The organism is Hafnia paralvei ATCC 29927, from assembly GCF_001655005.1.
GTDB lineage: Bacteria > Pseudomonadota > Gammaproteobacteria > Enterobacterales > Enterobacteriaceae > Hafnia > Hafnia paralvei.
The window spans coordinates 200,979-225,579 of sequence record NZ_LXET01000044.1 but is presented as its reverse complement, the minus strand read 5'-3'; the positions used below and the strand labels follow the sequence as shown (position 1 = coordinate 225,579).

The 24,601-nt window shown below is 49.1% G+C and carries 23 protein-coding genes; 6 read left to right on the top strand and 17 right to left on the bottom strand.

The window, feature by feature from the left end:
* Positions 1-5 precede the first annotated feature (5 nt).
* From potH to rlmC, 4 genes are all read left to right on the top strand, one after another.
* On the top strand, positions 6-968 hold the full coding sequence (potH, locus tag M988_RS12765) for a putrescine ABC transporter permease PotH (protein ID WP_004095889.1): 963 nt from the start codon (positions 6-8) through the stop codon (positions 966-968).
* Complete coding sequence (gene potI / locus M988_RS12760; RefSeq protein ID WP_064574436.1) at positions 968-1,813, top strand: putrescine ABC transporter permease PotI; 846 nt, start codon at positions 968-970, stop codon at positions 1,811-1,813. The genes potH and potI overlap by 1 nt, the downstream gene beginning before the upstream one ends.
* 79 nt (positions 1,814-1,892) lie before the next feature.
* Positions 1,893-2,369, top strand: coding sequence for a YbjO family protein (locus M988_RS12755; protein ID WP_064574434.1), 477 nt, complete (start codon positions 1,893-1,895; stop codon positions 2,367-2,369).
* Positions 2,370-2,439: 70 nt separating this feature from the next.
* Positions 2,440-3,624 (top strand): 23S rRNA (uracil(747)-C(5))-methyltransferase RlmC, encoded by a 1,185-nt coding sequence (gene rlmC, locus M988_RS12750; RefSeq protein ID WP_255999798.1) that lies wholly within the window; start codon positions 2,440-2,442, stop codon positions 3,622-3,624.
* On the opposite strand, the gene M988_RS12745 is transcribed toward rlmC, so the two are convergent.
* The 8 genes from M988_RS12745 to M988_RS12715 all read right to left on the bottom strand — a co-directional run bounded on the left by M988_RS12745 (position 3,612) and on the right by M988_RS12715 (position 9,507).
* A complete protein-coding gene (locus M988_RS12745) occupies positions 3,612-4,100 on the bottom strand; it encodes a methylated-DNA--[protein]-cysteine S-methyltransferase (protein ID WP_008812968.1) in 489 nt (162 codons plus the stop codon). The two genes, rlmC and M988_RS12745, sit on opposite strands and share 13 nt — an antisense overlap.
* 241 nt (positions 4,101-4,341) lie before the next feature.
* Positions 4,342-5,073, bottom strand: coding sequence for an arginine ABC transporter substrate-binding protein (artJ, locus tag M988_RS12740; RefSeq protein WP_008812969.1), 732 nt, complete (start codon positions 5,071-5,073; stop codon positions 4,342-4,344).
* Positions 5,074-5,312: 239 nt separating this feature from the next.
* Complete coding sequence (artM, locus tag M988_RS12735) at positions 5,313-5,981, bottom strand: arginine ABC transporter permease ArtM (RefSeq protein WP_004095864.1); 669 nt, start codon at positions 5,979-5,981, stop codon at positions 5,313-5,315.
* Positions 5,981-6,697: an arginine ABC transporter permease ArtQ gene (artQ, locus tag M988_RS12730; RefSeq protein ID WP_004095863.1), complete on the bottom strand. Its 717-nt coding sequence runs from the start codon at positions 6,695-6,697 to the stop codon at positions 5,981-5,983. The genes artM and artQ overlap by 1 nt, the downstream gene beginning before the upstream one ends.
* Positions 6,698-6,936: 239 nt before the next feature.
* On the bottom strand, positions 6,937-7,668 hold the full coding sequence (artJ, locus tag M988_RS12725) for an arginine ABC transporter substrate-binding protein (protein ID WP_008812970.1): 732 nt from the start codon (positions 7,666-7,668) through the stop codon (positions 6,937-6,939).
* A 78-nt stretch (positions 7,669-7,746) separates the two neighbouring features.
* Positions 7,747-8,475, bottom strand: coding sequence for an arginine ABC transporter ATP-binding protein ArtP (gene artP, locus M988_RS12720; RefSeq protein WP_008812971.1), 729 nt, complete (start codon positions 8,473-8,475; stop codon positions 7,747-7,749).
* Between the two features lie 232 nt (positions 8,476-8,707).
* Positions 8,708-9,067 (bottom strand): LysR substrate-binding domain-containing protein, encoded by a 360-nt coding sequence (locus M988_RS22440; protein ID WP_074388450.1) that lies wholly within the window; start codon positions 9,065-9,067, stop codon positions 8,708-8,710.
* Positions 9,068-9,186: 119 nt separating this feature from the next.
* A complete protein-coding gene (locus tag M988_RS12715; protein ID WP_008812973.1) occupies positions 9,187-9,507 on the bottom strand; it encodes a heavy metal-binding domain-containing protein in 321 nt (106 codons plus the stop codon).
* A gap of 40 nt (positions 9,508-9,547) precedes the next feature.
* Between M988_RS12715 and M988_RS12710 the strand changes: the two genes are divergently transcribed.
* Positions 9,548-10,405, top strand: a complete 858-nt coding sequence (locus M988_RS12710) for an N-acetylmuramoyl-L-alanine amidase (protein WP_064574432.1) — start codon at positions 9,548-9,550, stop codon at positions 10,403-10,405.
* Here the strand turns inward: M988_RS12710 and M988_RS12705 are convergent.
* The 7 genes from M988_RS12705 to M988_RS12675 form a co-directional block, all read right to left on the bottom strand.
* Positions 10,399-11,418, bottom strand: coding sequence for an NAD-dependent epimerase/dehydratase family protein (locus tag M988_RS12705; protein WP_004095843.1), 1,020 nt, complete (start codon positions 11,416-11,418; stop codon positions 10,399-10,401). The two genes, M988_RS12710 and M988_RS12705, sit on opposite strands and share 7 nt — an antisense overlap.
* Before the next feature lie 419 nt (positions 11,419-11,837).
* Positions 11,838-13,283 carry a DUF2867 domain-containing protein gene (locus M988_RS12700; RefSeq protein WP_008812975.1) on the bottom strand — a complete coding sequence of 482 codons (1,446 nt, stop codon included), beginning with the start codon at positions 13,281-13,283 and terminating at the stop codon, positions 11,838-11,840.
* A gap of 171 nt (positions 13,284-13,454) precedes the next feature.
* Positions 13,455-14,507: a low-specificity L-threonine aldolase gene (gene ltaE / locus M988_RS12695; RefSeq protein ID WP_064574428.1), complete on the bottom strand. Its 1,053-nt coding sequence runs from the start codon at positions 14,505-14,507 to the stop codon at positions 13,455-13,457.
* Between the two features lie 361 nt (positions 14,508-14,868).
* Entirely contained in the window at positions 14,869-16,590 is a 1,722-nt protein-coding gene (gene poxB / locus M988_RS12690) for a ubiquinone-dependent pyruvate dehydrogenase (RefSeq protein ID WP_064574426.1), read from the bottom strand.
* A 262-nt stretch (positions 16,591-16,852) separates the two neighbouring features.
* Positions 16,853-17,854 (bottom strand): NADH oxidoreductase, encoded by a 1,002-nt coding sequence (gene hcr, locus M988_RS12685; RefSeq protein WP_208326314.1) that lies wholly within the window; start codon positions 17,852-17,854, stop codon positions 16,853-16,855.
* Between the two features lie 67 nt (positions 17,855-17,921).
* Positions 17,922-19,574 (bottom strand): hydroxylamine reductase, encoded by a 1,653-nt coding sequence (gene hcp, locus M988_RS12680; RefSeq protein WP_064574420.1) that lies wholly within the window; start codon positions 19,572-19,574, stop codon positions 17,922-17,924.
* A 212-nt stretch (positions 19,575-19,786) separates the two neighbouring features.
* Entirely contained in the window at positions 19,787-20,686 is a 900-nt protein-coding gene (locus tag M988_RS12675) for a LysO family transporter (protein ID WP_008812980.1), read from the bottom strand.
* Positions 20,687-20,909: 223 nt separating this feature from the next.
* Here M988_RS12675 and M988_RS12670 point away from each other — a divergent pair, with 223 nt between their 5' ends.
* On the top strand, positions 20,910-22,580 hold the full coding sequence (locus M988_RS12670; protein WP_008812981.1) for an ATP-dependent endonuclease: 1,671 nt from the start codon (positions 20,910-20,912) through the stop codon (positions 22,578-22,580).
* Between the two features lie 71 nt (positions 22,581-22,651).
* Here M988_RS12670 and M988_RS12665 read toward each other — a convergent pair whose 3' ends face one another.
* Both M988_RS12665 and cspD read right to left on the bottom strand, forming a co-directional pair.
* Positions 22,652-23,602 (bottom strand): VirK/YbjX family protein, encoded by a 951-nt coding sequence (locus tag M988_RS12665; protein WP_064574418.1) that lies wholly within the window; start codon positions 23,600-23,602, stop codon positions 22,652-22,654.
* A gap of 384 nt (positions 23,603-23,986) precedes the next feature.
* Entirely contained in the window at positions 23,987-24,208 is a 222-nt protein-coding gene (gene cspD, locus M988_RS12660; RefSeq protein WP_004095823.1) for a cold shock-like protein CspD, read from the bottom strand.
* Positions 24,209-24,601 lie beyond the last annotated feature (393 nt).

Here is a 24,601-nt window from a genome sequence, read left to right as displayed (position 1 = left end):
GAGCGATGTCTACACTATTTACGAGTCGCAGCGATCGCCCTCCGGTACAACGTGTCGGGAAATTGACTGCGTGGTTATACCGTCTGCGCGGCGTACATGGCCGCAAGCTGGTTATTGCTTTACCTTATCTGTGGCTGATTTGTTTATTTTTACTGCCGTTTCTTACCGTCTTTAAAATCAGTTTCGCTGAGATGGCGCGTGCTATCCCACCGTTTACGGACTTAGTCACCTGGGCCGACGATAAACTGGATATTGCGCTTAACTTTGCTAACTATTTTCAGTTGTTCGACGATCCATTGTATGTGGATGCCTATCTTCAGTCGCTGCAGATAGCCGCCGTTTCGACGCTTTGCTGTCTGCTGATTGGCTATCCGTTAGCATGGGCTGTGGCGCATAGCAGTTCCTCGACGCGTAATATTTTGCTGTTGCTGGTTATTTTGCCTTCTTGGACGTCATTCCTGATCCGTGTGTACGCATGGATGGGAATTTTGAAAGAGAACGGCGTGTTGAATAACGTACTGCTATGGTTAGGCGTTATTGATCATCCGTTGATTATATTGCACACCAATACGGCGGTGTATATCGGCGTGGTTTATTCCTATCTGCCTTTCATGGTGCTGCCGATTTATACCGCGTTAACGCGTATTGATTATTCGTTGGTCGAAGCTGCGCTGGATCTTGGGGCGCGTCCAATGAAAACCTTCTTCAAGATTATCGTGCCGCTGACGAAAGGCGGAATCATTGCGGGTTCGATGCTGGTGTTTATTCCGGCGGTAGGTGAGTTTGTTATCCCTGAACTGCTGGGTGGGCCGGACAGCATTATGATTGGGCGCGTACTATGGCAGGAATTTTTCAATAATCGTGACTGGCCAGTGGCCTCGGCGGTGGCGATCTTGATGCTGTTGCTGCTGATCGTACCGATTATGCTGTTCCATAAATATCAGAATAAAGAATTGGGGGCACACTAATGAATACGTTGCCTGTTGTACGTTCTCCGTGGCGAATTGTGATTTTGGTGGTTTGCTTCTTCTTTCTGTATGCACCCATGCTTTTACTGGTTATCTACTCCTTTAATAGCTCGAAGCTGGTTACGGTGTGGGCGGGGTGGTCTACGCGATGGTATAGCGTGCTGTTTCACGATTCGGTGATGATAAGCGCCGTGGGTCTGAGCCTAACGATAGCCGCAGCGGCGGCGACTATGGCGACGATTCTAGGCACCATGGCCGCGGTCGTGATGGTTCGTTTTGGCCGTTTTCGTGGCTCAAACGGGTTTGCCTTTATGCTCACAGCCCCCTTAGTTATGCCCGATGTCATCACTGGACTCTCGCTGCTGCTCCTGTTTGTTGCCATGGGGCATCTTATTGGATGGCCTGCGGAGCGCGGAATGCTCACCATCTGGATGGCACATGTCACATTTTGTACGGCTTATGTCACGGTAGTGGTGAGCTCGCGCCTGCGTGAGCTAGATAAATCATTGGAAGAGGCCGCCATGGATCTTGGCGCGGCTCCGCTAAAAGTATTCTTTGTGATCACGATCCCCATGATAGCCCCCGCGCTAGTGTCAGGCTGGTTACTTGCTTTTACGTTATCGCTCGACGATCTGGTTATTGCCAGTTTTGTCGCAGGACCGGGGTCTACCACGCTGCCGATGTTGGTGTTTGCTAGCGTCCGTATGGGCGTTAACCCTGAAATTAACGCATTGGCGAGTATTATCCTGCTGGCGGTCGGCGTTATTGGTCTTATTGCGTGGTGGTTTATGGCGCGTAGTGAAAAGCGGCGTCTTAAAGAGATCAGAAAAGCAGCAGGTAGTTGATATTTCTTATTAATAACCACTAGCCTGATCAACATAAATTGTCCTATTATGAGTTGTTCAGGCTAGCTTATGGAATAAGATGTCAGAAATACTACGTAACCGGCATGAAATGCTGAGAAAATGGGCAATAGCCCCTGTATCTGTCTTAATTGCCGGGACGGCGATTATTGGTATCCATACGCTTGGTTTTCTGCTCCTCATGCATGAACTTGGTTTTGAGGGGGTCAGTACTTTTGTTTCTGACAGCGTGCAAGACTGGGACTCTGCGCTATTATGCTTAGCCAGTATCGTGGTGCTGTTGGTTGAGATTAGCTGTGGTTTTGCCGTAGTGCAGGGGAAAAACCTTGGTCGCTGGGGATATCTTGGCTGTCAGGTGCTGGTGATTAGTTACATGCTATTGGCATCCCTTGGCTGGTTTCATCCTGAGATGTTCAGCGTGAACGGCGAAACAGGTAGTGAGATTTTCACCGAGCTAGTGTGCTTAAAAATCCCGGAGCTAATGATATTAGGATTGTTGTTTATTCCGCGCGCAAGTCGCCGCTATTTCTCTTCGTGACAAGCTTTCTAGACTGAAGCGCGGAAACTTTCCCCGCGAGTTTCACCTGCTTTATGTGGTTTATGCTACAATCCGCGCCGCTTTAACCTCACATTTATCTCATTCAAATAGAGTCTTTGTTATGCACTGTGCCCTGTATCAATCGGGAACTTGTCGCTCTTGTCAGTGGCTGGAAATGCCGTATCCACAGCAAATCGCCGAAAAGCAGCAACAGCTGGAATTACTGATGTCTGACTTACCGGTCGAACGCTGGTTACCGTCAGTGAGTAGCGCAGAGCAAGCATTTCGTAACAAAGCCAAAATGGTCGTCAGCGGCAGCGTGGAGCGTCCACTGCTAGGCATGTTGCATCGTGATGGAACGGCGGTCGATTTATGTGAGTGTCCTCTCTATCCCCAATCTTTTAGCGCAGTGTTTGATGTGCTGAAGGTGTTTATTGCTCGCGCAGGGCTAACCCCCTACAACGTTGCGCGCAAACGTGGAGAGCTAAAATATCTGTTGCTAACTGAAAGCCAGAAAAACAACCAGCTAATGCTGCGTTTTGTGTTGCGTTCTGACGCTAAATTAGCCCAGTTACGCGCTGCGTTGCCTTGGCTCCAACAACAGCTTCCACAGTTAGTCGTGATTACCGCAAATATCCAGCCGGTGCATATGGCTATCCTCGAAGGGGATACCGAAATATTTCTTACCGAGCAACAGGCGCTAGAAGAATCTTTTAATCAAGTTCCGCTCTATATTCGCCCGCAAAGCTTTTTCCAGACCAATCCACTGGTTGCCGCATCGTTATATGCCACGGCACGCAAATGGGTACACAAACTAAATATCAGTAGTATGTGGGATCTGTTTTGTGGTGTCGGTGGTTTTGGTTTGCATTGCGCAACGCCGGAGATGAAGCTCACCGGTATTGAGATCAGCGCGGAAGCTATCGCCTGCGCCACGCGGTCTGCGCAGAAAATTGGATTGCAAAATGTACAGTTTTCCGCGCTCGACTCGACCCGTTTTGCCTCGGCTGAAGGTGAGGTTCCCGAGTTGGTGCTCGTCAATCCACCGCGCAGGGGGATCGGTGCTGAACTGTGTGAATATCTTGGCAAAATGGCGCCGGATTATATTCTCTATTCCAGCTGCAATGCTCAGACGATGGCTCAAGATATTGCGAGACTGAAAAATTATCGTATCGAGCAGGTGCAACTGTTCGATATGTTCCCGCATACCGCCCATTATGAAGTGCTAACGCTGCTGGTCCATCAAACGCGATAAATGATTTTCTCTAGCTCCAACAGCGCTTTCTTGATCGGTAACCCACCGGAGTAGCCGGTCAAAGAAAGATCTTTACCTAATACGCGATGGCAAGGAATGAGGATCGAAATAGGGTTTCTCCCCACGGCACCGCCGACGGCACGAACGGCTTTAGGGTTGTTTAGTGCGTTAGCGATAACCGAATAGTGGCTGATAGTACCGTATGGAATGGTGAGAAGTTCTTTCCAAACCGATTGCTGAAACGCTGTGCCCACCGGTGCTAAGGGCAAATTATCAAAGCGCAGTTTCTCACCGGCGAAATAGGCATCTAAACAGTCGCGAATTTGGCGGTTGATGGTGAAATCTCCGTCCTCAATCCACTCGGCAGGACATAGCTTTTCTTCTATCTCATTCGGTAGCCATAGCTGGCGCAGCCCTTGAGCATCCGAAACTAATCTTAGCAATCCAACGGGCGATGAATAAAGTGCGTAGTACATGAAAATTTCCCCTACCGACTATCCTGATATACGTTGAGCTGCTAAAGGTAGCAAAACTGAGTGAGGGAGGATATTACCATGAAGGATAAGGGGAAAAATTCAGAACTTGAAACGGTACTGCGTTGTCTACGCTCGTTATTCGTCCCATTCTAGGGACTCGTCCTACAGGGCAACGCTTGCCGCAACGCCGATGATTTAGGCGATGCGGCAAACCAACAGCCGAGAGTATTTCAGCCGCAAATCACTGTGGGAACCACTGCTGATTGATTTTCTGGTAAGTGCCGTTGGCTTTGATCTCATCCAGCGCTTTATTCAACTGCGCCAAAAGCGCGGTATTTTCTGGGCGTACAGCGATACCTAAACCGGTGCCAAAGTATTGCGCATCGGTGACGTGATCGCCGACGGCAGCGAGGTTTGGATTACTCTTCAGCCATTCATTGACCACTGCGGTATCGCCGAATACACCATCTAAACGACCACTTTTCAGATCCAGAATGGCGTTTTGATAGCTGTCGTAGGCAACGGTTTTGATTTCTGGGTGTTTATCCTGCAAATATTTTTGATGAGTGGTGCCATTTTCCATTCCCACGCGTAGGCCTTTCATGTCTGCGAAGGTTTTGTATTTGCCTTTTTCAGCGATGATGATCGCGGAATTAGCGTAGTACGGCTGGGTGAATGCCACCTGTTTCTGACGTTCTGGCGTAATATCCATGCCGGAAATCACCGCGTCATAACGTTTAAACTTCAGCGCAGGGATCAGGCTGTCGAACGCCTGATTCGTGAAGGTGCAGGTAGCCTGCATCTGCTTGCACAGCGCTTTGGCTAAATCCATGTCGAAGCCAACAATCTGGTTATTGGAATCCATGGATTCAAACGGTGGATAGGTGGCGGAAGAGGCAAAACGGATGGTTTCCGCTGCGGTTGCGGTGAAGCTCATTCCTGCCAGTAATGCACAAACCATCAGTTTTTTCATGTCTAACTCCTGTCTGAAATAGGATCTAATTTTGATTTTTAGTCAGCCGTTTTAGTTTTGATTTATGGGGATGAACGGAACGACGTTCATGCTCAACGGCGGTTTGGTGAACAGAAATGACTTTGCCATCAAGTGAATTTATATGCAATATATTTGGTTAAATATTTATTGTTATTTTTTGCAGATACAAAAAAGCCAGCGTTTAGGCTGGCTTTTAGTAAGCGTTTTAAGGAGTTGATTTAATTTCTACGTTCAAAGGCGAGAGCGCGACGTTCAACCATACGCATAATTAGCGTAAGCAATCCGTTCACGCACAGATAAATCACGCCTGCAGCGCCAAACACCATAACGTCATAGGTGCGGCCATACATTTGCTGGCTATAACCCATAACTTCCATCAGCGTAATGGTGTAGGCCAATGAGGTGCTTTTGAAAATCAGGACGACTTCGTTGGAATAAGACGACAGCGCTCGTTTGAAAGCAAACGGCAGCAAAATACGCAATGTCTGACTGCGAGACATGCCAAGTGCTTCACAAGACTGCCATTGTCCGGAAGGGATTGCTTTTACCGCGCCGTAAAACAGCTGGGTCGTGTACGCCGCGCTGTTCAGCGCCAAGGCGACCATCGCACATAGCCACGGCTGTGACAGCATATTCCACAACCACGGTGTCTGCTTGATCCAGTCAAACTGTCCCGGTCCGTAATAGATCAGGAAGATCTGTACCAGCAGCGGTGTTCCGGTGAACAGCGTGATATATCCTTGCACTAACTGTGTGAGCACCACAGGGCGTAGCGTTAACACAATGGTGAAAAGCAATGCCAACACCAGCGCAACTAGCAAGGAAATTATAGTCAGGGATAAACTGGTCGGTAACCCTTGAATGATATCAGGAATGTATTCAAACATTAGGCGTTCCCCCGCTCAAAGCGTGTGGTGCGCAGTTCGATTCGCTTGAGAATATATTGGCTGAACAGGGTAATAACCAAATAGATAGCGGCTGCAACCATGTACCATGTGAAAGGTTCTTGAGTTCGGGTGGCGATACTTTTGGTTTGCAGCATTAAATCATTCACGCTGATCAGTGAAACCAGAGCGGTATCTTTCAGCAGCACCAACCACTGATTTCCCAGCCCTGGCAGAGCATGACGCCACATCTGCGGCATCACCAAACGGAAGAAAATAGCGCTTTTGCTTAGGCCAAGTGCTTGACCGGCTTCACGCTGGCCTTCAGGTACGGCTTTTAACGCGCCACGCAGCGTTTGAGATGCATAAGCCGCATAAAGCAAGGCCAATGCGATAACGCCACATACGAAGGGACTGACCTCAAAGTTTTCAATATTGAGTTGGATAGGGATTTGCACAAAGCCCAAATTCAAACTGAAACCGTCGGAAAGCACCATGAGTAGTTGAGCCGATCCGAAATAGATAAACAGCACAACCAAGATTTCGGGCAAGCCACGAACCAGCGTGACCCATGCGGTGCCGAGCCATGCCACTGGTTTGATATTTGAAGATTCCCAGACGGCAAAAATCATCGCCAAAATAAGCCCGAGAACTAAAGCACACAGCGACAGGCCAACGGTCATGCCTGCTGCGCTTAATAAAGGTTGAAATTCAATCATTGCTTGGAGCCTATCCCATCAGGCGAGCTGTTCGCCAAAATGATCACTTATTACGCCTACAAAGATAGGCACTTCGTTTATTCCCGTTATCTTTCAAGCTGCAAAGTTGTCACCCGAATCACTGACTCATGTAAGTTCACCGGGCTTAATGAGAGGCTGGATACTTCTTACCGAAGCCCAGCCTTTGTCTCTTGTTTGCTGCTTTCCTGCATTTTGAAATCTATGAGACATCAAAGCGATTACTGCTGGAACCACTTGCTATAGATGGTTTTATAGGTGCCATCCTGCTTCAACTGATTCAGCGCCGCGTTAAATTGATTCAGCAGCTCGGCATTGTTCTGACGTACTGCAATGCCCAAGCCTGTACCAAAGTAGTTCGGATCAGTCACTTTATCGCCCACGGCGGTAAGCGCTGAATTCTGCTTCAGCCATTCGTTAACGACCGCAGTATCACCGAATACCGCATCCAGACGCCCGTTTTTCAGATCCAGAATAGCGTTCTGATAGCTGTCGTATGGAACTGGTGTGATTTCAGGGTGTTTTTCTTGTAGGTACTTCTGGTGGGTCGAACCATTTTGCATCCCCACACGCTTACCTTTCAGCGCAGCGATATCAGCCACTTTGCCTTTTTCAGCAATGAACAACGCCGAGTTATCGTAATAAGGCGCGGTAAACGCCACTTGCTTTTGACGTTCAGGAGTGATGTCCATACCTGAAATCACGGCGTCGATACGTTTGAACTTCAAACTTGGGATCAGGCTATCGAAAGACTGGTTGGTGAAAGTACAGGTCGCTTTCATCTGCTTACAGATAGCGTTGGCCAGATCGATATCAAATCCCTGCATCTGGTTGTTGGCATCCATAAATTCAAATGGAGGATAAGAAGCTTCCGCAGCAAAACGAATGGTTTCCGCCGCTGATGCAGAGACGCTGATACCGGCTAATACTGTGGCAATTATGATTTTTTTCATCGCAGACTCCAACTTCTGTTAGCTAATAGTTTTGTTAAAACGGTTAAAAACGACCGTGTCTAAACGCCAATCTAACAATTAATGAGACAGATAACCGGCAAACGCTTCGGTTTGCGGGTGAGCAAAATGACTTGCATCACCGTGTTCGATAACCCGACCTTGCTCCATATACACGACGCGACTGGCGGTTTTGCGCGCCACTTCCACTTCGTGGGTCACGATAACCTGTGTAATCCCCGTTTCTGACAGTTCGCGGATAATACTGACAATCTGAGCGGTGATTTCAGGATCGAGTGCCGCCGTTGGTTCATCAAACAGTAATACCTGTGGTTCCATCATCAGCGCACGAGCAATCGCCACACGCTGCTGCTGCCCGCCGGAAAGGTGTAGCGGAAAACGATCAACGTAATCAGTCAAACGTAGACGTTGAAGTAATTTCTGCGCACGTTCTACGGCCTGCGCCTTACTCAGCCCCAACACTTTGCAGGGGGCTTCAATCAGGTTTTGCATCACGGTGAGATGCGGCCACAGATTGTATTGCTGGAATACCATTCCAACGTTACGGCGTAGTTCGCGGATCTCTTTTTCGCCCGGAGTCCGGCTAAAATCGAACTTGTTGCCGGCAATAGAAAGTTGGCCGGAACGTGGCATTTCTAGCAGGTTTAAAACCCGCAGCAGAGAACTCTTCCCCGCGCCGCTCGGCCCCAGTAAAACCAAGGTTTCGCCCGCAGGACATTCCAGAGTGATGTCGAACAGCGCTTGATGTGCGCCGTAAAAGCAGTTAATGCCGTTTATTTGAATACTCATGCGCGTTTACTGAATAGCCATTGATGGTGCAAATGTTAACTTCCACAGAATACTTATGCAATGATTGTGCGTTAAAATTTATTACCGCACCTCTTAATCGCTTAAGATTAGCACAATATCACCTTTTTATTGGAAAACTGGAAGATTGGGTGAGTCTCGACTATCTGGCAAAAGAAAAATGCATACCAAGTGAATGAATTTGAGTTGGCAAGTGGTTTCCTACGTGATTATTTCAGGCTTTTTGCATAAAGCGCAGCTCATTGAGCGACTGGCTGAGATAATCCATGAATGTTTTGAAGAGCAGGGTCTGGCCGTGCTTTGATTCATATACCGCATGGATTGAATGGGGTTCGCTAGTCCACTCCGGTAAGATGTGCACGAGCTTTCCTGCGGTAATCGTATCCGCGCAGGCGATCCTGGGCAGGCAGGTGATGCCAATTCCCGCGATGGCGGCATGAATAACGGCACGCATATTGTTAGTGATGAGGCAGGGCGTGACATTGAGAGTCACTTTCTCTTTATGCAAATTGATTAACCGCCACTGACGGTTATTATCGTCGCTCTTTTTGATTATTGTTGCATGTCTCTGCAAATCAGCTATCTGATTCGGTCATCGGCAGGACATCGTTTGCAAAGCAGTAAGGCTGAATATGATCTCAGCCTAAAACGAAGCTAGAGATATTTTAGGCTGAGAGTATAAGAGGGCGTTTGTTACTTCACCTTAACTGCGGTTCCACTTACGCTAACCATCAGCATACTGCCGTCTTTTCCTACCGTTTCGTAGTCGATATCAATGCCGACTACGGCATTCGCGCCGAGTGATTTTGCCTGATCGTTCATTTCGGAAAAGGCGATTTCACGCGCTTTGCGTAACTCATTCTCGTAAGCCCCTGAGCGGCCACCTACAATATCGCGAATACCTGCGAAGAAATCTTTGAAAATATTCGCCCCTAGAATGGCTTCACCCGTGACAACTCCACAGTAGTCAACGATAGTAAGGCCTTCGAGGGTTGGCGTTGTGCTATTACGCATGAGATAGTCCTTTTTAATATTAAAGCTCGGAGTTTAAGACATGCGAAAACGGATTGGGTTCGCTGCAATCGCGATATTGTTGGCGACAGGTTTGGTGGGATGCCAGCATACACCGGCACAGCATGATTTAATCGACCGCGGTACCTATTTAGTGGAAGACCGCCATCAGGCGCAGGGTGTGGATGAGAGAATCCGTTTCTTGGTTTTACACTACACGGCTGAAGATTTTCATTCGTCGCTAAAAACGTTAACCGATGAGCACGTCAGCGCACATTATCTAGTACCGGCTCGGCCGCCGCAGAACAACGGCAAGTATGTGGTATGGCAGCTCGTGCCGGAGTCTCAACGGGCGTGGCATGCGGGTGCCAGCGCATGGCGTGGGCGTAGTAATCTGAACGATACGTCGATTGGAATTGAGATCGAAAACAAAGGTTACCAGCAGGGCATGCTGGAGCGTATTTGGTTACCCTATACCGAGCAACAAACGGAGCTGGTTATCGCATTGAGCAAAGACATTGTGCAACGCTATGGTATTGCACCTCAAAACGTTGTGGGGCATATGGATATTGCGCCACAGCGAAAACTTGATCCTGGGCCATTATTCCCATGGAAGACGCTTGCCGAACAGGGGATTGGTGCATGGCCGGATCGTGCTACGGTGACGCGCTATCTCGCGGGGAGGGCAAAAGAGGCGCCGGTTGATGTGCTGACGCTGCAAAAGAAGCTTGCGGCCTACGGCTATGACATTGTGCCAAACGGCATAAACGATACGATGTCGCGTAACGTCATTGCTGCGTTTCAAATGCATTTCAGACCGGCTGATTTCCGCGGTATCCCCGATGCAGAAACAGAAGCGATCGCCGATGCCTTACTTGAAAAGTATGGCAGTACTCAATGACGATCGCGGTTTTGTAAACGTCCGTGATCCTTAAGCCAGTGCGCAGTACGAATAATTCCTTCATCAATCGATACCACCGGATGATAGCCTAATTCAAGCTGCGCCCGTGAGGTGTCGAGGGTCATATCGAAGTTGAGTTTCGCTACGCCATAATGAGTAAGCGCGGGCTCTTTGGGACTGTTGGCTCCGATCTTTTCCATCCCTCGAGCCATCATGTCGAGCATTGGATAGGGAATCGAGCGGATTTTGCATTTGACGCCTAGCTCATCGATCAGATGTTGTAGCAATGTGCGTAAATGGCGTGGCTGGTGGTTGGAGATATTGAACGTGCGCCCTGACGGCGTGGTTTCAATCTGCGTGGCTAGCCACATGGCATGAACCGCGTTTTCTTCGTAGGTCATATCGACTAACGCATCACCACCGCGTGGCAGCAACAACGTTCCATGGCGGCGCATCGCGTTTAGCAAACGCGGCAACAGTACTTTATCGTGTGGGCCAAAGAGCCCCTGCGGACGTAGGATCGTGAAATGAGTTTGTGGGTTCGAGAGCGCCAGATTTTGAATGACTTCCTCACCCGCGGCTTTGCTGCGAGCGTAATAATTCGCGTAGCGATTCGGTACAAACTCTTCTTTGATATCGCGGTGGTGGCGATAGTCAAAGTAAACGGCAGGGGAGGATATATGGATAAAGTTACGTACGCCATAAGCGGCGGCCCATTCTCCCAACCGACGCGTCGAACGAACGTTGGCTTTTTCGAACAGCTCTTCTGAACCCCATGGGGAGGTGAAGCCTTCGCAGTGCCAAAGCGTATCAACATCATTCAGCATTGCTTTTGCCTGTGATGACACTAGATTGGTTAGATCGGCATGAATGAATTCAGCGCCCATTTTCTTTAATAGGTCACCCATTGCCTGATTTTGCCCAGTAGCGCGAACGCTAATCCCTTTATGACGTAAATATTCAACCGCATTACGTCCGAGACCGCTTGTTGCACCGGTCACCAATACTTTCATAACTTTTCCGAATCCGCAGTGTGCCTAGGCCTGTATTTACGACATAGCCTGATAGGCGATTTGTGGCCGAATATCCTCAGCCAGTTTATTCATGAGCCTTATCCCCTTGATAGCTAGAGCCGCATTGTCGTTGGCTATGCTCGCGGATTCGAATCACTGATCGGCATCAGTTCCTCAAATGCACTCGCTTACCCTCTAAAGTACAGCGCCTATCTCGGGGATAAAAAAACATCCTGAGTGACTAGTTTGACTGCTACTAGCAACAAGGGTGCCATTCTTCCGTGAAATTAGCTCACATGCAATCAGATTACGGACAGAGAGCGTAACAAATGTTTAGTTGCTCACACGGTATACGCTCTATTGTAGAAGTTACCGCTGAGATTGTTCAATTGTGCAAGACATCTTTAAGTGAGCCTTAGCTATCCTTGCTTATTTTCACGATCGTAGGCTTCAGCCAATTTAGCGATTTTTTTGCTCATGCCGCGGAAGATAAACAGATGCGCTGGCATCATCGCAAACCAATAAAGTAGGCCGCTGAAACCTGCGGGGTGCCACCATGCACGGACATCAAGAACACGTTTTTCGCCCTTGTCTTCGATGGTGAATGTGAGTCTCCCTAAGCCAGGCGCTTTCATACCAAACATCATCGCTAATTGGCGTAGTGGCTTGACGGTGATCACTTTCCAGCCGTCTACCAGATCGCCAAGCTCTAGCGAATTACGAGCGGGGCGGCCATAGACGACTTTATTGCCAATCACATCGTCCATTCTGGCGCGAATAGCCCACAAGATGTTCGCGTAGAAATACCCCTCTTTACCACCGATTTGCTGAACAACATGCCATAGCGCTTCAGGCGAAGCACTGGTTTCTTGCTCATATCCAGCATGCTTAGGATAGAAACCATAGCCGGGGCGCCAGCGCTCACGAGCTTCCGGATCGTAGCCCCAGTCTGCTGAGTTTACGACTTCGGCCTCTTTGTCCAAGGTGTCTTGAACCGCTTGATCGAAATTGATCAGGTGCTGTGGGATGAGCCGCTCTATTGCGGTGCTGTGTGCAGGAAGATCGTGTTTAAGTCCTTCAATCAGCGCTCGTGAAATGGTGGTGGGGACAGAGGTGATCATGTTAAGGAAATAAACGGAAATAAACCGTGTTGGGATCGGTAAGGGGATCATCCAGCGCTTTTTACCGCTTAGGGCAATAAAACGTTCAAACATGGTTTGATAGCTGATGTATTCCGGCCCTGCGACATCATAGACACGGTTGCCAATGGCGGGATGCTTCAGTAATTCGGTGAGATAGACCAGCAGATTATCCAAAGCGATAGGTGATGATTTTGAGCGAACCCAGCGCGGAGGCGTCAAAATCGGAAGGTTATAAACCATATCGCGCATGACTTCAAAAGCCGCAGAACCAGGCCCGATGATAATGCTAGCGCGTAGCTCTGTGACGGGGATCCCGCTGGCGCGTAATGCGTCGCCGGTCTCTTTACGGGCGATCAAATGGCGTGAGGAATCACCGTCAGGCTGAAGTGCGCCGAGAAAAATGACCTGTTTCACACCGGAATCGCGTAACGCTGCACAGGTATTCTTTGCGGCGTTAATCTCACCCGTGACGAAGTCATGACCGTCACCCATGCCGTGAACAAGGTAGTAAACCACGTCAATATCAGCGACGGCGGCGGGTAATGTCTCTGGTTTGTGCAGATCAACGTATTGGCACTCTACACGCGGCCAAGCTTGTTCGCGTAGCCAATCGATTCTACGCGCGGCGGCTCTGACGGTGTGGCCTTGCTCGATAAGTTTGGGGATTAGGTGTTGTCCGATATAGCCGCTGGCACCCAATACCAGAATCCTTTGTGGGGTCATAATTAACCTAAGCAGATGAATGTGTTTTTAATTATTTTAGGTGTTGGTACTCACCCTACTTCAAATTGCATGCGCGTTATTCAAAAAGACGAAAGCTTTTGTCCTACAACTTGAGCTATTTAGAGTATATAGGCATCTCTGCATTAGCCGAGATGCCTGATACCAAGGATATTAGCCGTAAATAGCACGGGTTGCCGTGGTTGCGGTCTGAGTATTGATCGACTGCTTAAATTCTTTCCACAATGCGACCAACTGCTCTAAATCGGCTCGAGAGACATCAAGATGCGTCACGATACGAGTGACGGCGCCAGCGCTCATTAATACGCCGCGTTCTTTCATCCATCCACCCAGATGCGCAGCTTCATGAGCAGGAACCTTTAAGAACAGCATATTAGTTTGGGCTCCTGGAGCCATAACTTCTACACCAATCGCGCTTAACTCATTGGCTAACCATTGTGCGTTTTCATGGTCTTCGCGCAGGCGTTCAACGTTGTTAAGCAGTGCGTAGCGAGCGGCTTCAGCCAAAATACCCGCCTGACGCATGCCACCGCCCACCATCTTACGCCAGCGACGCGCCTGTTTGATATACGTGGCGCTGCCGCACAGCAGCGAACCAATCGGTGCCCCGAGTCCTTTGGATAGGCAAATCGTCAAGGTGTCGCAATACTGTGTGAGAGTCGAAAGAGGTACCTCTAATGCAACGGCGGCATTCATGATACGTGCGCCATCAACATGCAGCGCCAAACCTTTTTCTCGAGTAAACGCCCACGCTTGTTCCAGATAGCTCAGAGGCAAAACTTTGCCGTTATGGGTGTTCTCGATGCACAGCAGTTTGGTTCGGGCAAAATGCACGTCGTCGGGTTTGATGACGCTGGCGACAACCTCTAACGGCAACGTGCCATCGGAGGCTGCATCAATTGGCTGGGGTTGAATGCTACCAAGAACCGCGGCACCCCCTGCTTCAAACAGGTAGTTATGTGCTTTTTGGCCAACGATATACTCCTCGCCGCGTTGGCAGTGCGTTAGCAGAGCCACAAGATTTGCCTGCGTTCCCGTTGGCAAAAGCAGCGCCGCTTCTTTGCCACTGAGTTCGGCGGCCTCTTGCTCGAGCAGATTGACGCTGGGATCGTCGCCATACACATCGTCGCCAACATCGGCGCGTGACATGGCTAAACGCATTTCTTCACTAGGGCGGGTTACGGTATCACTACGAAGATCAATCACGCACAACTCCTTAATTCCCGGTTTTTCACTGGCTAATGCTTGGCTTCAATGTGGGGTATGAATTTTAAATAGGATTTCTATATACCTTAAATCATTCGAGTTGCATTCAGACGGCCAATAAGAGCGCCCCCGATGCGCTTACGTTAGTCAGTGATTCGGGTAAGTGAACGCAGCTAACAAAACGGCAACTTGAAGTATGACGGATATAAACCCAGTTCTTTGTAACATGAGGGGTAGCAGAGTCAAAATTGAAAATTGCGGATACCAAAGGATTTGCGGCGATGACCGCAATTCAGATGAAATTACGGCGCAGAATTTCTGCGCCGTGTTAGAAAGCTCGAAGAGAGGAAAACGGTAAGGTTTAGCGTAACCAGTTAGTTTTGGCCAGCTCGACCACTTCGTCTCCTCGGCCGTTGATTATCGCCCTCAGCATATAAAGACTGAAACCTTTGGCCTGTTCAAACTTGATCTGTGGCGGCATAGCCAGCTCTTGTTTTGCCGTCACGACGTCGACCACAACAGGGCCGTCGTGAGCGAAGGCTTCGGCAAGCGCGCTGTTTAATTCAGACGCTTTTTCTACGCGTATCCCCTTGATGCCGGCTGCATTGGCAATGGCGGCAAAATCAGGGTTATGCAGATCGGTGCCGTCGGTGAGGTAGCCCCCAGCTTTCATTTCCATGGCAACAAAACCAAGCACGCTGTTGTTAAAAATAACTATTTTAACCGGTAGCTTTTGCTGAGCCAGCGTTAAGAAATCCCCCATTAGCATGGTAAAACCGCCGTCGCCACACAGGGCAATAACTTGACGTTCGGGGAAGCTTCCCTGTGCGCCAATCGCCTGCGGCATGGCGTTTGCCATAGAACCGTGGTTAAACGAGCCTAACAGACGGCGCTTGCCGTTCATTTTCAGATAACGTGCAGCCCATACGGTTGGCGTTCCGACGTCACAGGTAAATACGGCATCGTCGCTCGCCAGTTCGCTGATTTGCTGAGCAAGGTATTGAGGGTGGATTGGTTGATCGTCATTGGCAGAGGCTAATGCATCAAGGTCTTTACGCGCTTTGTGATAGTGCTCAAGAGCCTGATCGAGGAACTGGCGATCGCTGCGGCTTTCAAGTTTAGGCAGAAGTGCTTGTAACGTCGATTTGACGTCGCCCACCAGCGGTAAATTGACTGCGCAGTGGGAGCCAATGCTGGCCGCGTTAATATCTACCTGTACGATGGTGGCATCGGTTGGATAAAATGCGCGGTAGGGGAACTGAGTGCCAAGAAGCACTAGCGTATCAGCATTCATCATGGCGTGATAACCGGAGGAAAAACCAATCAAACCAGTCATGCCGACGTCATAAGGATTGTCCCATTCGACGTGCTCTTTACCTCGTAGCGCGTGAACAATCGGCGCTTTTATCTTCTCAGCAAACTGAATTAATTCGTCGTGGGCTCCTTCGCAACCACTACCACACAGCAGAGTGATTTTTTTTCCGCTGTCCAGAATAGTTTTGAAAGCATCTAGCTCACTTTCCTGTGGCAAAACGCGAGGAAGCAGCGGCGTGTGCCAAACCGGATTGGCATCTTCTGGTGCAGGGCGCAGGGCGACGTCCCCTGGCAATACGATAACTGAAACGCCTTTCTTTAAAATGGCCTGACGCATGGCTACTTCGAGAGCCTGCGGCAGCTGTTCGGGATTCGAAATCAATTCGCAATAATGGCTGCATTCCCGAAACAATTCTTGCGGATGGGTTTCCTGAAAATAGCCGCTGCCGATTTCACTGGAGGGGATATGGGCTGCGATAGCGAGTACCGGAACATGATTGCGATGACAGTCGAATAAGCCGTTAATAAGATGAAGATTACCCGGACCACACGAACCCGCGCAGACGGCTAACTGCCCCGTGAGCTGTGCTTCGGCGCCCGCAGCGAAAGCGGCGACTTCTTCATGGCGGGTTCCTATCCAGCGGATGGTTCCCATTCTTAATAGACTGTCGCTGAGGCCGTTTAAGGAGTCGCCTGTGACGCCCCAAATACGTTTTACGCCAGCTTGGTCGAGGGTTTTTGCTACTAGGGTTGCAACAGTTTGCTTCATGAACACCTCCCTTGAATCTATCAGGTTGCCTGCACACGACCACATTGGGTACGCAGGCGAAAGTCACGGCTCTGTCGGCAATGCCTGAGCATTGTCTATTCTTTCTAAGACTACTCTATTTTGTATTATAAATATTATAGAAATGTTATGCCAATGACATATTTCTGAAAGAAATTGAAGAGGGTTCGACGTAGTATCAAACGCCGCCAATCAATGGCCGTCACCTATTTACCACAGGTGACGGCCTGTGGCTGAGGCCGGATTAGGCAATCACGACGTCACCGTTGAGCTGGCAGGAGCAGGCTAAAACATAACCTTGAGCGATTTCATCTGGCGTTAGCGTCATGGTGCTGGTAGTGGTGTAATCGCCGCTTAGAATGCGGGTTTTACAGCATCCACAGACGCCTGCGCGGCATGCGGCCTGAATGGGCAGTTTATTTTGCTCCATGGCAAACAGCAATGTTGCTCCCACTGGCGCGTGGTAAGTGTGCAGCGGAGTGTTTGTGGTGAGTTTGAGCATATTGCCATTTTCATCATTATCAGCAATAACCTGAAATTGCTCTTGATGGAAACGTTCGGCGGGGACGCCAAGATCTTGCGAAAGCTGCTTCACCGCTTTCATGTACGGTGCAGGTCCACAGGTCATGACAGTGCGCGTGGCGATATCAGGACAAAGCTGCTCGAGAATTTCGCGCGTAATGCGGCCACTGAGGAATGCTTCAGTGGCATCGCTTTCGGTCATCAGCGTGAGGTTGAGCTGGGAATAATGGGCTGAGAGGGCACGCCATTCATCGGCAAAAATCACATCGCGAGGGGTACGTACGTTGAAAATGACCTGTACGTGAGTCTCTGGACGATTTGCTAGCAGCCAGCGAGTCATTGACATAATCGGTGTTACGCCACAGCCCGCCGCCAGCATGAGATAGCGATCGGAAGGCGCATTGGCGCAGGTGAATTCACCTTGTGCATCAGACAACCATAGCTGTTGCCCCGGATGAACTTCCTGTGTGAGCCAACGTGATCCTTCACCATCGGGCAGGCAGCGTACGCTCAACGTAATAAACTTACTCTGGCCTGGCGAGGAGGAGAGCGTGTAGGCACGTAGCGTTTCTTCGCTATTACGAATACTCACCAGTGCATATTGCCCTGGATGGTAGCGGTAAAAATCATGGCAGATGAGAGAGATTGTCCAGACGTCCGGCGTTTCCTGATGAATGGAATGCACCTGCATCTGATTGGGGCAGAGGGGAGTTGGCATTGTCATCATATGTTCTCAATTCGAAAGCCGCAGACCTTGCTGGCTGCGGCTTATAGGGTGACATCGAGTGCGATTACGCGCCCAGAATTTCGCTCATATCGGCTTCAACCGTAGAGATAGAACGCATACCGAATTTTTCATTCAGAATGGCGAGCAGGTTATCGGTTAGGAAGCCCGGAGCGGTTGGGCCGGTGTAGATATTTTTCACGCCTAATGACAGCAGCGTCAGCAGGATCACGATAGCTTTCTGCTCGAACCAAGAGAGCACCAAACTTAATGGTAAATCGTTCACCCCGCAACCCAGCGTCTCAGCCAGTTTTACGGCCAACATGATGGCACCATAGGCATCGTTGCACTGACCGACATCCAGCAGACGTGGCAACCCTTCCAGCGTACCGAAGTCCAGCTTGTTAAAGCGATATTTGCCGCAGGCCAGCGTCAGAATCAGACAGTCTTGCGGAACTGCGCGTGCAAAGTCGGTGAAATAACTACGTTCTGCACGGCTACCGTCGCAGCCGCCCACCAGAAATACATGACGCAATTTCTTCTGCGAGACCAGATCGATGACGGTATCTGCTGCGTTCAACAAGGTCTGTCGGCCAAAACCAACGGTGATCATGTGCTCGATTTCATTGTACGGGAAGCCTTCACAAACCTGAGCTTGAGCAACGATCTGGCTGAAGTCATCACCTTCTAGATGGCGAGCGCCAGGCCATCCAACGATGCTACGAGTCCAGATGCGGTCGGTGTAGTTACCGACATTGGGGTCGATGATACAGTTAGATGTCATCAGAATTGGACCAGGAAATTTGGCAAATTCGGTTTGCTGATTCTGCCAACCACTGCCGTAGTTACCGACCAAATGCTTGAATTTTTTCAGCTCAGGATAGCCGTGTGCTGGCAGCATTTCACCGTGGGTATAGACGTTCACACCTGTCCCTTCGGTTTGCTCCAGCAACATACGCAGATCTTTCAAATCATGACCGGAAATCAGAATCGCTTTACCGGCGACAGGGCGAACGTTTACGGAGCTTGGCGTTGGGTGACCGTAGGCGTCGGTTTCACCCTTATCCAAAATGGCCATCACGTTGAAGTTCATTTTACCAATGCCCATCGCATTATTGAGCAAGGTATCAACATCGCGCGGCTGAGTACCTAACCACGCCATATAATGATGGAATTCAGCATAGATATCGTTGCTGTATTGACCCAGAACGTGAGCATGCTCCATGTATGCGGCGGCGCCTTTAAGGCCATAGAGGTTCAGCATACGTAGGCCGTGAACGTCATCGCCGATTTCTGCTTTATCGTTATTCAGGGCGAATTCTTCGGCTTGTTTACGCAGCGTGGCTAGATCGGAACCCGCTAACTGCAAATCAGCAAGCGGATGATCGACCTGTGCATTTGCGTCAATGGCGCGACAGGCCACTATCAATGCATCACGCATGTCTAATGCTTCACGTGCGTAGCCCACGATGCGTTCGGAATCGAAGTTAACGTTGGTTAGCGTGGAGAAAAAGGCGCGAGGTACAAAGCTGTCGATGTTGTGGTCGATAATACCCAGCTCACGCGCCTTCAGTGCCCATGCAGATAGGCCTTGCAAAGCGGCAACCAGTAAATCTTGTAGGTCAGACGTTTCGGCAGTTTTACCGCACATACCTTGAGCGAAAGAACAGCCATTACCCGCAGGGGTTCGGATGGTTTGTTCACATTGGACACAGTACATTCTGGGCTTCCTTTTAAAGTTGCATTTATTATGCTTGTTTAAAGGGTAGACCTGTCTTTCGCGGTAAAAAAGGAATTTTTGATGCAACTTTATCTTTGTTTGATATAGCGCAAGTTAAGTTGTAACTGAGAATTATTCAGGCGATGAATGCTAAAACGTTTGAGGTATGTCATGGGGTTATCGCCCCATGACATCAGTGGGGTCTTCGGCTGTCAGGAGGAGAAAATGGCCATCAGCACAGGGGCGATAAGGCTTAAGGCGAAGCCGTGCACGATCGCGGCAGGAACCAATTCTAGACCGCCGCTGCGCTGCAGAACGGGTAGAGTGAAGTCCATTGACGTTGCGCCACACAGCCCCAGCGCAGAAGAGCGGCTACGCTGCACTAACGTTGGGATCATCATAATGGCGAACAGTTCACGAGCCAAATCATTGAAGAAGGCGGCACTGCCGATCACTGGGCCGAAAGCCTCGGTCATCATGATCCCCGAGAGGGAGTACCAGCCATATGCCGATGCGATAGCTAAGCCGGTTTTTACCGGCAATCCCAACAGTAGAGCAGCGATAGCTCCGCCGACTAGCGCGCTCACGCATACCAAGATGGCGATAATCATCCCGCGTCGGTTTAAAAGAATTTGTTTAAGTGACATACCGCTATTGCGTAGCTGTAAGCCCACCAGCAGTAGTAGGAAAATCAACGCATATTCGCTGCCGTGAGAAGCATAGCTAAGCCATGCCCACTGGGTTAAACCGAGCGCAAAACCGCCCACGACGACGCCGCACAGCTTGAGCGATTCAAGCGCCATATGAAGACGTGAAGGCAACTCTTCCTGTTGATGTGGTACGACCCACGGGCGTTTTTTTTCTAATAGCAATAATGCAATAAGGTTGGCAACGATGATGCAAATAAAGAATACCGAAGCATACTGAAAAATAAGCCACAGGTTTTCGCTGAGGTTATCCAGAAATGCGAGGCTGATGCCCATAAAAAACAGAATGACGTAAACCATCCAACTGAGTAGACGATTAATTAATACCACTAAGCTCTTTTGGCGTAGAGGGATCAGGTAGCCGAGCAGAAGCGGCACCAAGATAATGAGCAGTCCCGAATACATGGATAACCTAGGTTGTAATGATGAGTGGCAATACGCTACCCAAAAGGTTTTGGTGAGTAAAGAGCAACAGAGGAATTGATAAATCAACCGGAATGGTTTGGCGTTTTAATCTTCACGAGGTGAATTAGCAGAACAAAATCGGGGATGGATCGACAGTGAGTGCTTGACCAGACAGCATTTTTTTCTCATTCTCAGATGAATGAATCCGTAAGGGAGAGAACTGATGTATCTAGAACGGATCGAGATTGTCGGGTTTAGAGGAATAAACCGTCTATCTTTAACACTGGACGAAAACACCGTCCTGATCGGTGAAAACGCATGGGGTAAATCCAGCTTGTTGGATGCGTTGACTCTTTGTCTGTCACCGAATACCGACCTCTATCATTTTGAACCTCAAGATTTCTACTTTCCTCCCGGTGATGAAACGGCCAAAGAGCGTTACCTGCAAATCATCTTTGTTTTCTGTGAATCAGACGTTGGGCACCATAATGCGCCACGCTATCGGCCTCTGTCTTCTCTTTGGCAGGATGGAAATGATCGTTTTCAACGCATCTATTTCCGCCAAGAGGGGGAGCTTTGCGACGATGGCACGGTGTGCACTTGGCGTTCGTTTTTAGATGAAAAGGGCGAGCCGCTAAAACTGCATCATGTTGATAAACTGGCACGAGAAATTGTGCGTTTGCATCCGGTTTTACGCCTACGTGATGCACGCTTTATCCGTCGCTTGCGTCCGACCGTCATTGCGCAAAATCGCGTGCCCGACCAAAGTGAGGTTGCGCAGCAGCTAGATGATTTGACGCGTGAGCTGGTGCGTAATCCGCAAAAGCTGAGCAATAGTGAGCTACGGCAGGGGCTGAATGCCATGCAGCAACTGCTGGAACACTATTTCGCTGAGCAGGGGCAGCAGCTCACAAATTCACGTCGTCGTCGCCACCACAGCGATGAGGTTCATGGACGTCAAGCATGGCGTTCGTTGGAAAATATGAATCAGATGATTGCGGAGTCGGGCAGCCGCAATATGCGTCTGATCTTGCTTGGGCTTTTTTCGACATTATTGCAGGCAAAAGGTGCAATTACGCTCGATCCTCATGCTCGACCGCTTTTACTGGTAGAAGACCCTGAAACTCGCCTGCATCCGATCATGCTCTCCGTGGCATGGGGATTGCTGAATCAACTGCCACTGCAAAAAATTACCACGACTAATTCTGGTGAATTGTTGTCTCTGATGCCCGTTGAGCGCGTATGTCGACTGGTCCGTCAGTCTAATAAAGTGGCGACTTACCGGATTGGGCCGCAGGGAATGTCGCCAGAAGATAGTCGGCGTATTGCGTTTCATATTCGGTTTAATCGCGCCTCATCACTTTTTGCCCGTTGTTGGCTACTGGTCGAAGGAGAGACTGAGGTTTGGCTTTTGAACGAATTGGCGAGGCAGTGCGGCTATCATTTTGAAACGGAAGGCATCAAGGTTATCGAGTTTGCCCAGTGTGGTATCCGTCCATTGGTTAAGTTTGCTCGCCATATGGGGCTGGAATGGCATGTGCTAGTCGATGGCGATGATGCCGGTCGTAAATATGCCGCAACCGTAAGAGCGCTGGTGGAGCATGCCAGAGATAACGAACGCGATCGCCTTACTGCATTACCTGCGCCGGATATGGAGCACTATATGTATCGTGAGGGGTTTGCATCGGTTTATCACGATATCGCCGGATTACCCCCGAATGTGCCGCTGTCGATGAGAAAGGTTATTACTAAGGCAATTCACCGCTCCTCCAAGCCAGATTTGGCGATCTCTGTTGCCGCACAGGCGGAAGCCTGGGGTACGGATTCGGTACCTGCATTGATTAAAGGCATGTTTTCACGCGTGCTGTGGTTGGCTCGAGGTAAGGCTGAATAGCAAGTGGTGATCGCTTCTTAGCCGCGATTCTCAAGTGAGAATCGCGGCTAAGAAGGCTTTAATCGGCGGTATTAACGTCCTAGGGCAACACGCGCTGAAGACTCAAGGGTATCCAGCAGTTGATAGCGGCGGCGATATTCTGCGCGTTTTTTGCTGGCAATCTCTTCCAAATACTTACGTGCAATGGTCATTGGCAAGCGGAAATAACCTTCTGCTGTAGACACAGCGCCAATAGACAACCAAAAAGCATCGTAATCTGACATCATTTTACGGCTTTTCTTTTTGTTATAACGCCAGTTTTTATAAATATGAGTCTCGTTGCCCACGGCGAGTATTTGCTCACAGCCTACGGTATGGGCAAATAGGCATAGCGCCTGCATCAACAAGCGTTTAGGAAATAAGCCGTGGCACCCTTTGGTGGCGGTTTGAATAAGTTCATGTGGAACCGATTGTTTTGGCCCCTGCAACCCACCAATGAATAGCGTTTTTTTGCCTGAATGCATCAACAAGGTAAACGTACATTCTGACAGCATTACACCCTCTGCCGTATAAAATAATAGCGAAAGTTCGCCTTCTTTATTAAGGCTATCAATAGGACTGATACCGATTCGGTACAGTTGCTCATTTTTGCCCTCTATTTCACAGAGATAATAAGGTTGAGCTCGATATATTTTCCGCAAGACACTGTTCGGCAACGCCTCATCCAACATTTGGTAGTGTTCACCAATCGCTTTGACTGTATCTCGACGCTTGAAGTGGACGTTGAGGTAAGGGTGGTGCAGCTTGCAAGGCAGACGGGGTTGCGTTAACAGCACGTCTTGGCAAGAGGGGATAGCGGCAATGTTGTTGAGCAGTTTCATCGTTGCTATCGGTGCTAAAAATGTTCTCAGAACAAATTTAGTCCTATAGTTTCTCGCATGCCAAAGACGACCAGGTCTTAACTCTCCTTTGGCAAGGGAATTAAAGAGCTGAAAACCCGTCGCGGATTTATCTGCTGTGCGTTCGACGCTGATTTGAGACATGTGATATACCTGATAGAACGTGGCTGTTTTAATTTCTATCGAGTAGTTAAGCAGATCGAATATCAACGCAAATTAAATCATGTAAGCCACTGACGATATTAAAAACAATAATTTCATTTCTGTTGATGCTTTATTTAATTTGCTTTTGAATTGAGATGTTAAATAGGGCTTTATTTTAATTATTAGCGAGGTAATTTTTAGGTGGCTTGTTATGAGGCCTTGCTTTTGGCGTATATACCACGACTGTCATCACTCCCCCTTGAAAATGGCAAAACAGCCACTATCTATCTAAAGAGTCGGAGACAACAACAGATAAGCTTAACTATTAATGCCAGCATAGACACTGGCATAGGTATGGATACGACGCTAAGTTAGAGATAAGAGCTAGGCCGTCATCTCTGACTCGATTGGAACGATGGTGTTGGCATGGTTACCTTTAGGCCCTTCTTGCACATTAAATTGGACCTGCTGACCCGCTTTTAATGTGCGGTAACCTTCCATCTGAATTGAGGAGTAGTGGGCAAAAATATCTTCGCCACCCTTCAGAGGACATATAAAGCCAAAACCTTTGGCGTTATTGAACCATTTAACAGTACCCGTCTCCATGCTTATACAACCCTCGCCATGCTGTTATAAGCGTTTTGCGCGATGGCTCAGATTATCATCGGCAAGACGCTCTATTTATGAGATAAGATTGAAGCCCTCCGTCGCTCAGCTATAGGCACACGAGGGTGTGAAAACAGCGGTTTGCGTTTGAGGGCAGATACAAGATGCGTTCTTAAAATGTTCTTTGGTCTTACTTGCCTATGGCAGTGGAGAACAGTTTAGGAACACACCCTACGGGCACCGAAAAGATCTGTGAACTCATTGCGTAAGCCGTAAGTTTGCAACAGATACTCATCGGTCGAAATGGCAACGATTTGTACAAATCGCCACCAGATTACGAATTTACACTTTAGTGTAAGCCGCTAGTTCGTCAAGCAATGGCTATTTTTAGCA

What these genes read in the sequence shown, in the direction of transcription:
- artP (WP_008812971.1), bottom strand. Translation starts at nt 8,475, where the DNA reads ATGAGTATTCAAATAAACGGCATTAACTGCTTTTACGGCGCACATCAA.
- M988_RS12715 (WP_008812973.1), bottom strand. Translation starts at nt 9,507, where the DNA reads ATGCGTAATAGCACAACGCCAACCCTCGAAGGCCTTACTATCGTTGAC.
- artQ (WP_004095863.1), bottom strand. Translation starts at nt 6,697, where the DNA reads ATGATTGAATTTCAACCTTTATTAAGCGCAGCAGGCATGACCGTTGGC.
- artJ (WP_008812969.1), bottom strand. Translation starts at nt 5,073, where the DNA reads ATGAAAAAACTGATGGTTTGTGCATTACTGGCAGGAATGAGCTTCACC.
- artM (WP_004095864.1), bottom strand. Translation starts at nt 5,981, where the DNA reads ATGTTTGAATACATTCCTGATATCATTCAAGGGTTACCGACCAGTTTA.
- M988_RS12665 (WP_064574418.1), bottom strand. Translation starts at nt 23,602, where the DNA reads ATGTCTCAAATCAGCGTCGAACGCACAGCAGATAAATCCGCGACGGGT.
- poxB (WP_064574426.1), bottom strand. Translation starts at nt 16,590, where the DNA reads ATGAAGCAAACTGTTGCAACCCTAGTAGCAAAAACCCTCGACCAAGCT.
- M988_RS12670 (WP_008812981.1), top strand. Translation starts at nt 20,910, where the DNA reads ATGTATCTAGAACGGATCGAGATTGTCGGGTTTAGAGGAATAAACCGT.
- potI (WP_064574436.1), top strand. Translation starts at nt 968, where the DNA reads ATGAATACGTTGCCTGTTGTACGTTCTCCGTGGCGAATTGTGATTTTG.
- potH (WP_004095889.1), top strand. Translation starts at nt 6, where the DNA reads ATGTCTACACTATTTACGAGTCGCAGCGATCGCCCTCCGGTACAACGT.
- M988_RS12755 (WP_064574434.1), top strand. Translation starts at nt 1,893, where the DNA reads ATGTCAGAAATACTACGTAACCGGCATGAAATGCTGAGAAAATGGGCA.
- hcr (WP_208326314.1), bottom strand. Translation starts at nt 17,854, where the DNA reads ATGACAATGCCAACTCCCCTCTGCCCCAATCAGATGCAGGTGCATTCC.
- cspD (WP_004095823.1), bottom strand. Translation starts at nt 24,208, where the DNA reads ATGGAGACGGGTACTGTTAAATGGTTCAATAACGCCAAAGGTTTTGGC.
- M988_RS12700 (WP_008812975.1), bottom strand. Translation starts at nt 13,283, where the DNA reads ATGACCCCACAAAGGATTCTGGTATTGGGTGCCAGCGGCTATATCGGA.
- M988_RS12710 (WP_064574432.1), top strand. Translation starts at nt 9,548, where the DNA reads ATGCGAAAACGGATTGGGTTCGCTGCAATCGCGATATTGTTGGCGACA.
- M988_RS12705 (WP_004095843.1), bottom strand. Translation starts at nt 11,418, where the DNA reads ATGAAAGTATTGGTGACCGGTGCAACAAGCGGTCTCGGACGTAATGCG.
- M988_RS12675 (WP_008812980.1), bottom strand. Translation starts at nt 20,686, where the DNA reads ATGTATTCGGGACTGCTCATTATCTTGGTGCCGCTTCTGCTCGGCTAC.
- artJ (WP_008812970.1), bottom strand. Translation starts at nt 7,668, where the DNA reads ATGAAAAAAATCATAATTGCCACAGTATTAGCCGGTATCAGCGTCTCT.
- M988_RS12745 (WP_008812968.1), bottom strand. Translation starts at nt 4,100, where the DNA reads ATGTACTACGCACTTTATTCATCGCCCGTTGGATTGCTAAGATTAGTT.
- hcp (WP_064574420.1), bottom strand. Translation starts at nt 19,574, where the DNA reads ATGTACTGTGTCCAATGTGAACAAACCATCCGAACCCCTGCGGGTAAT.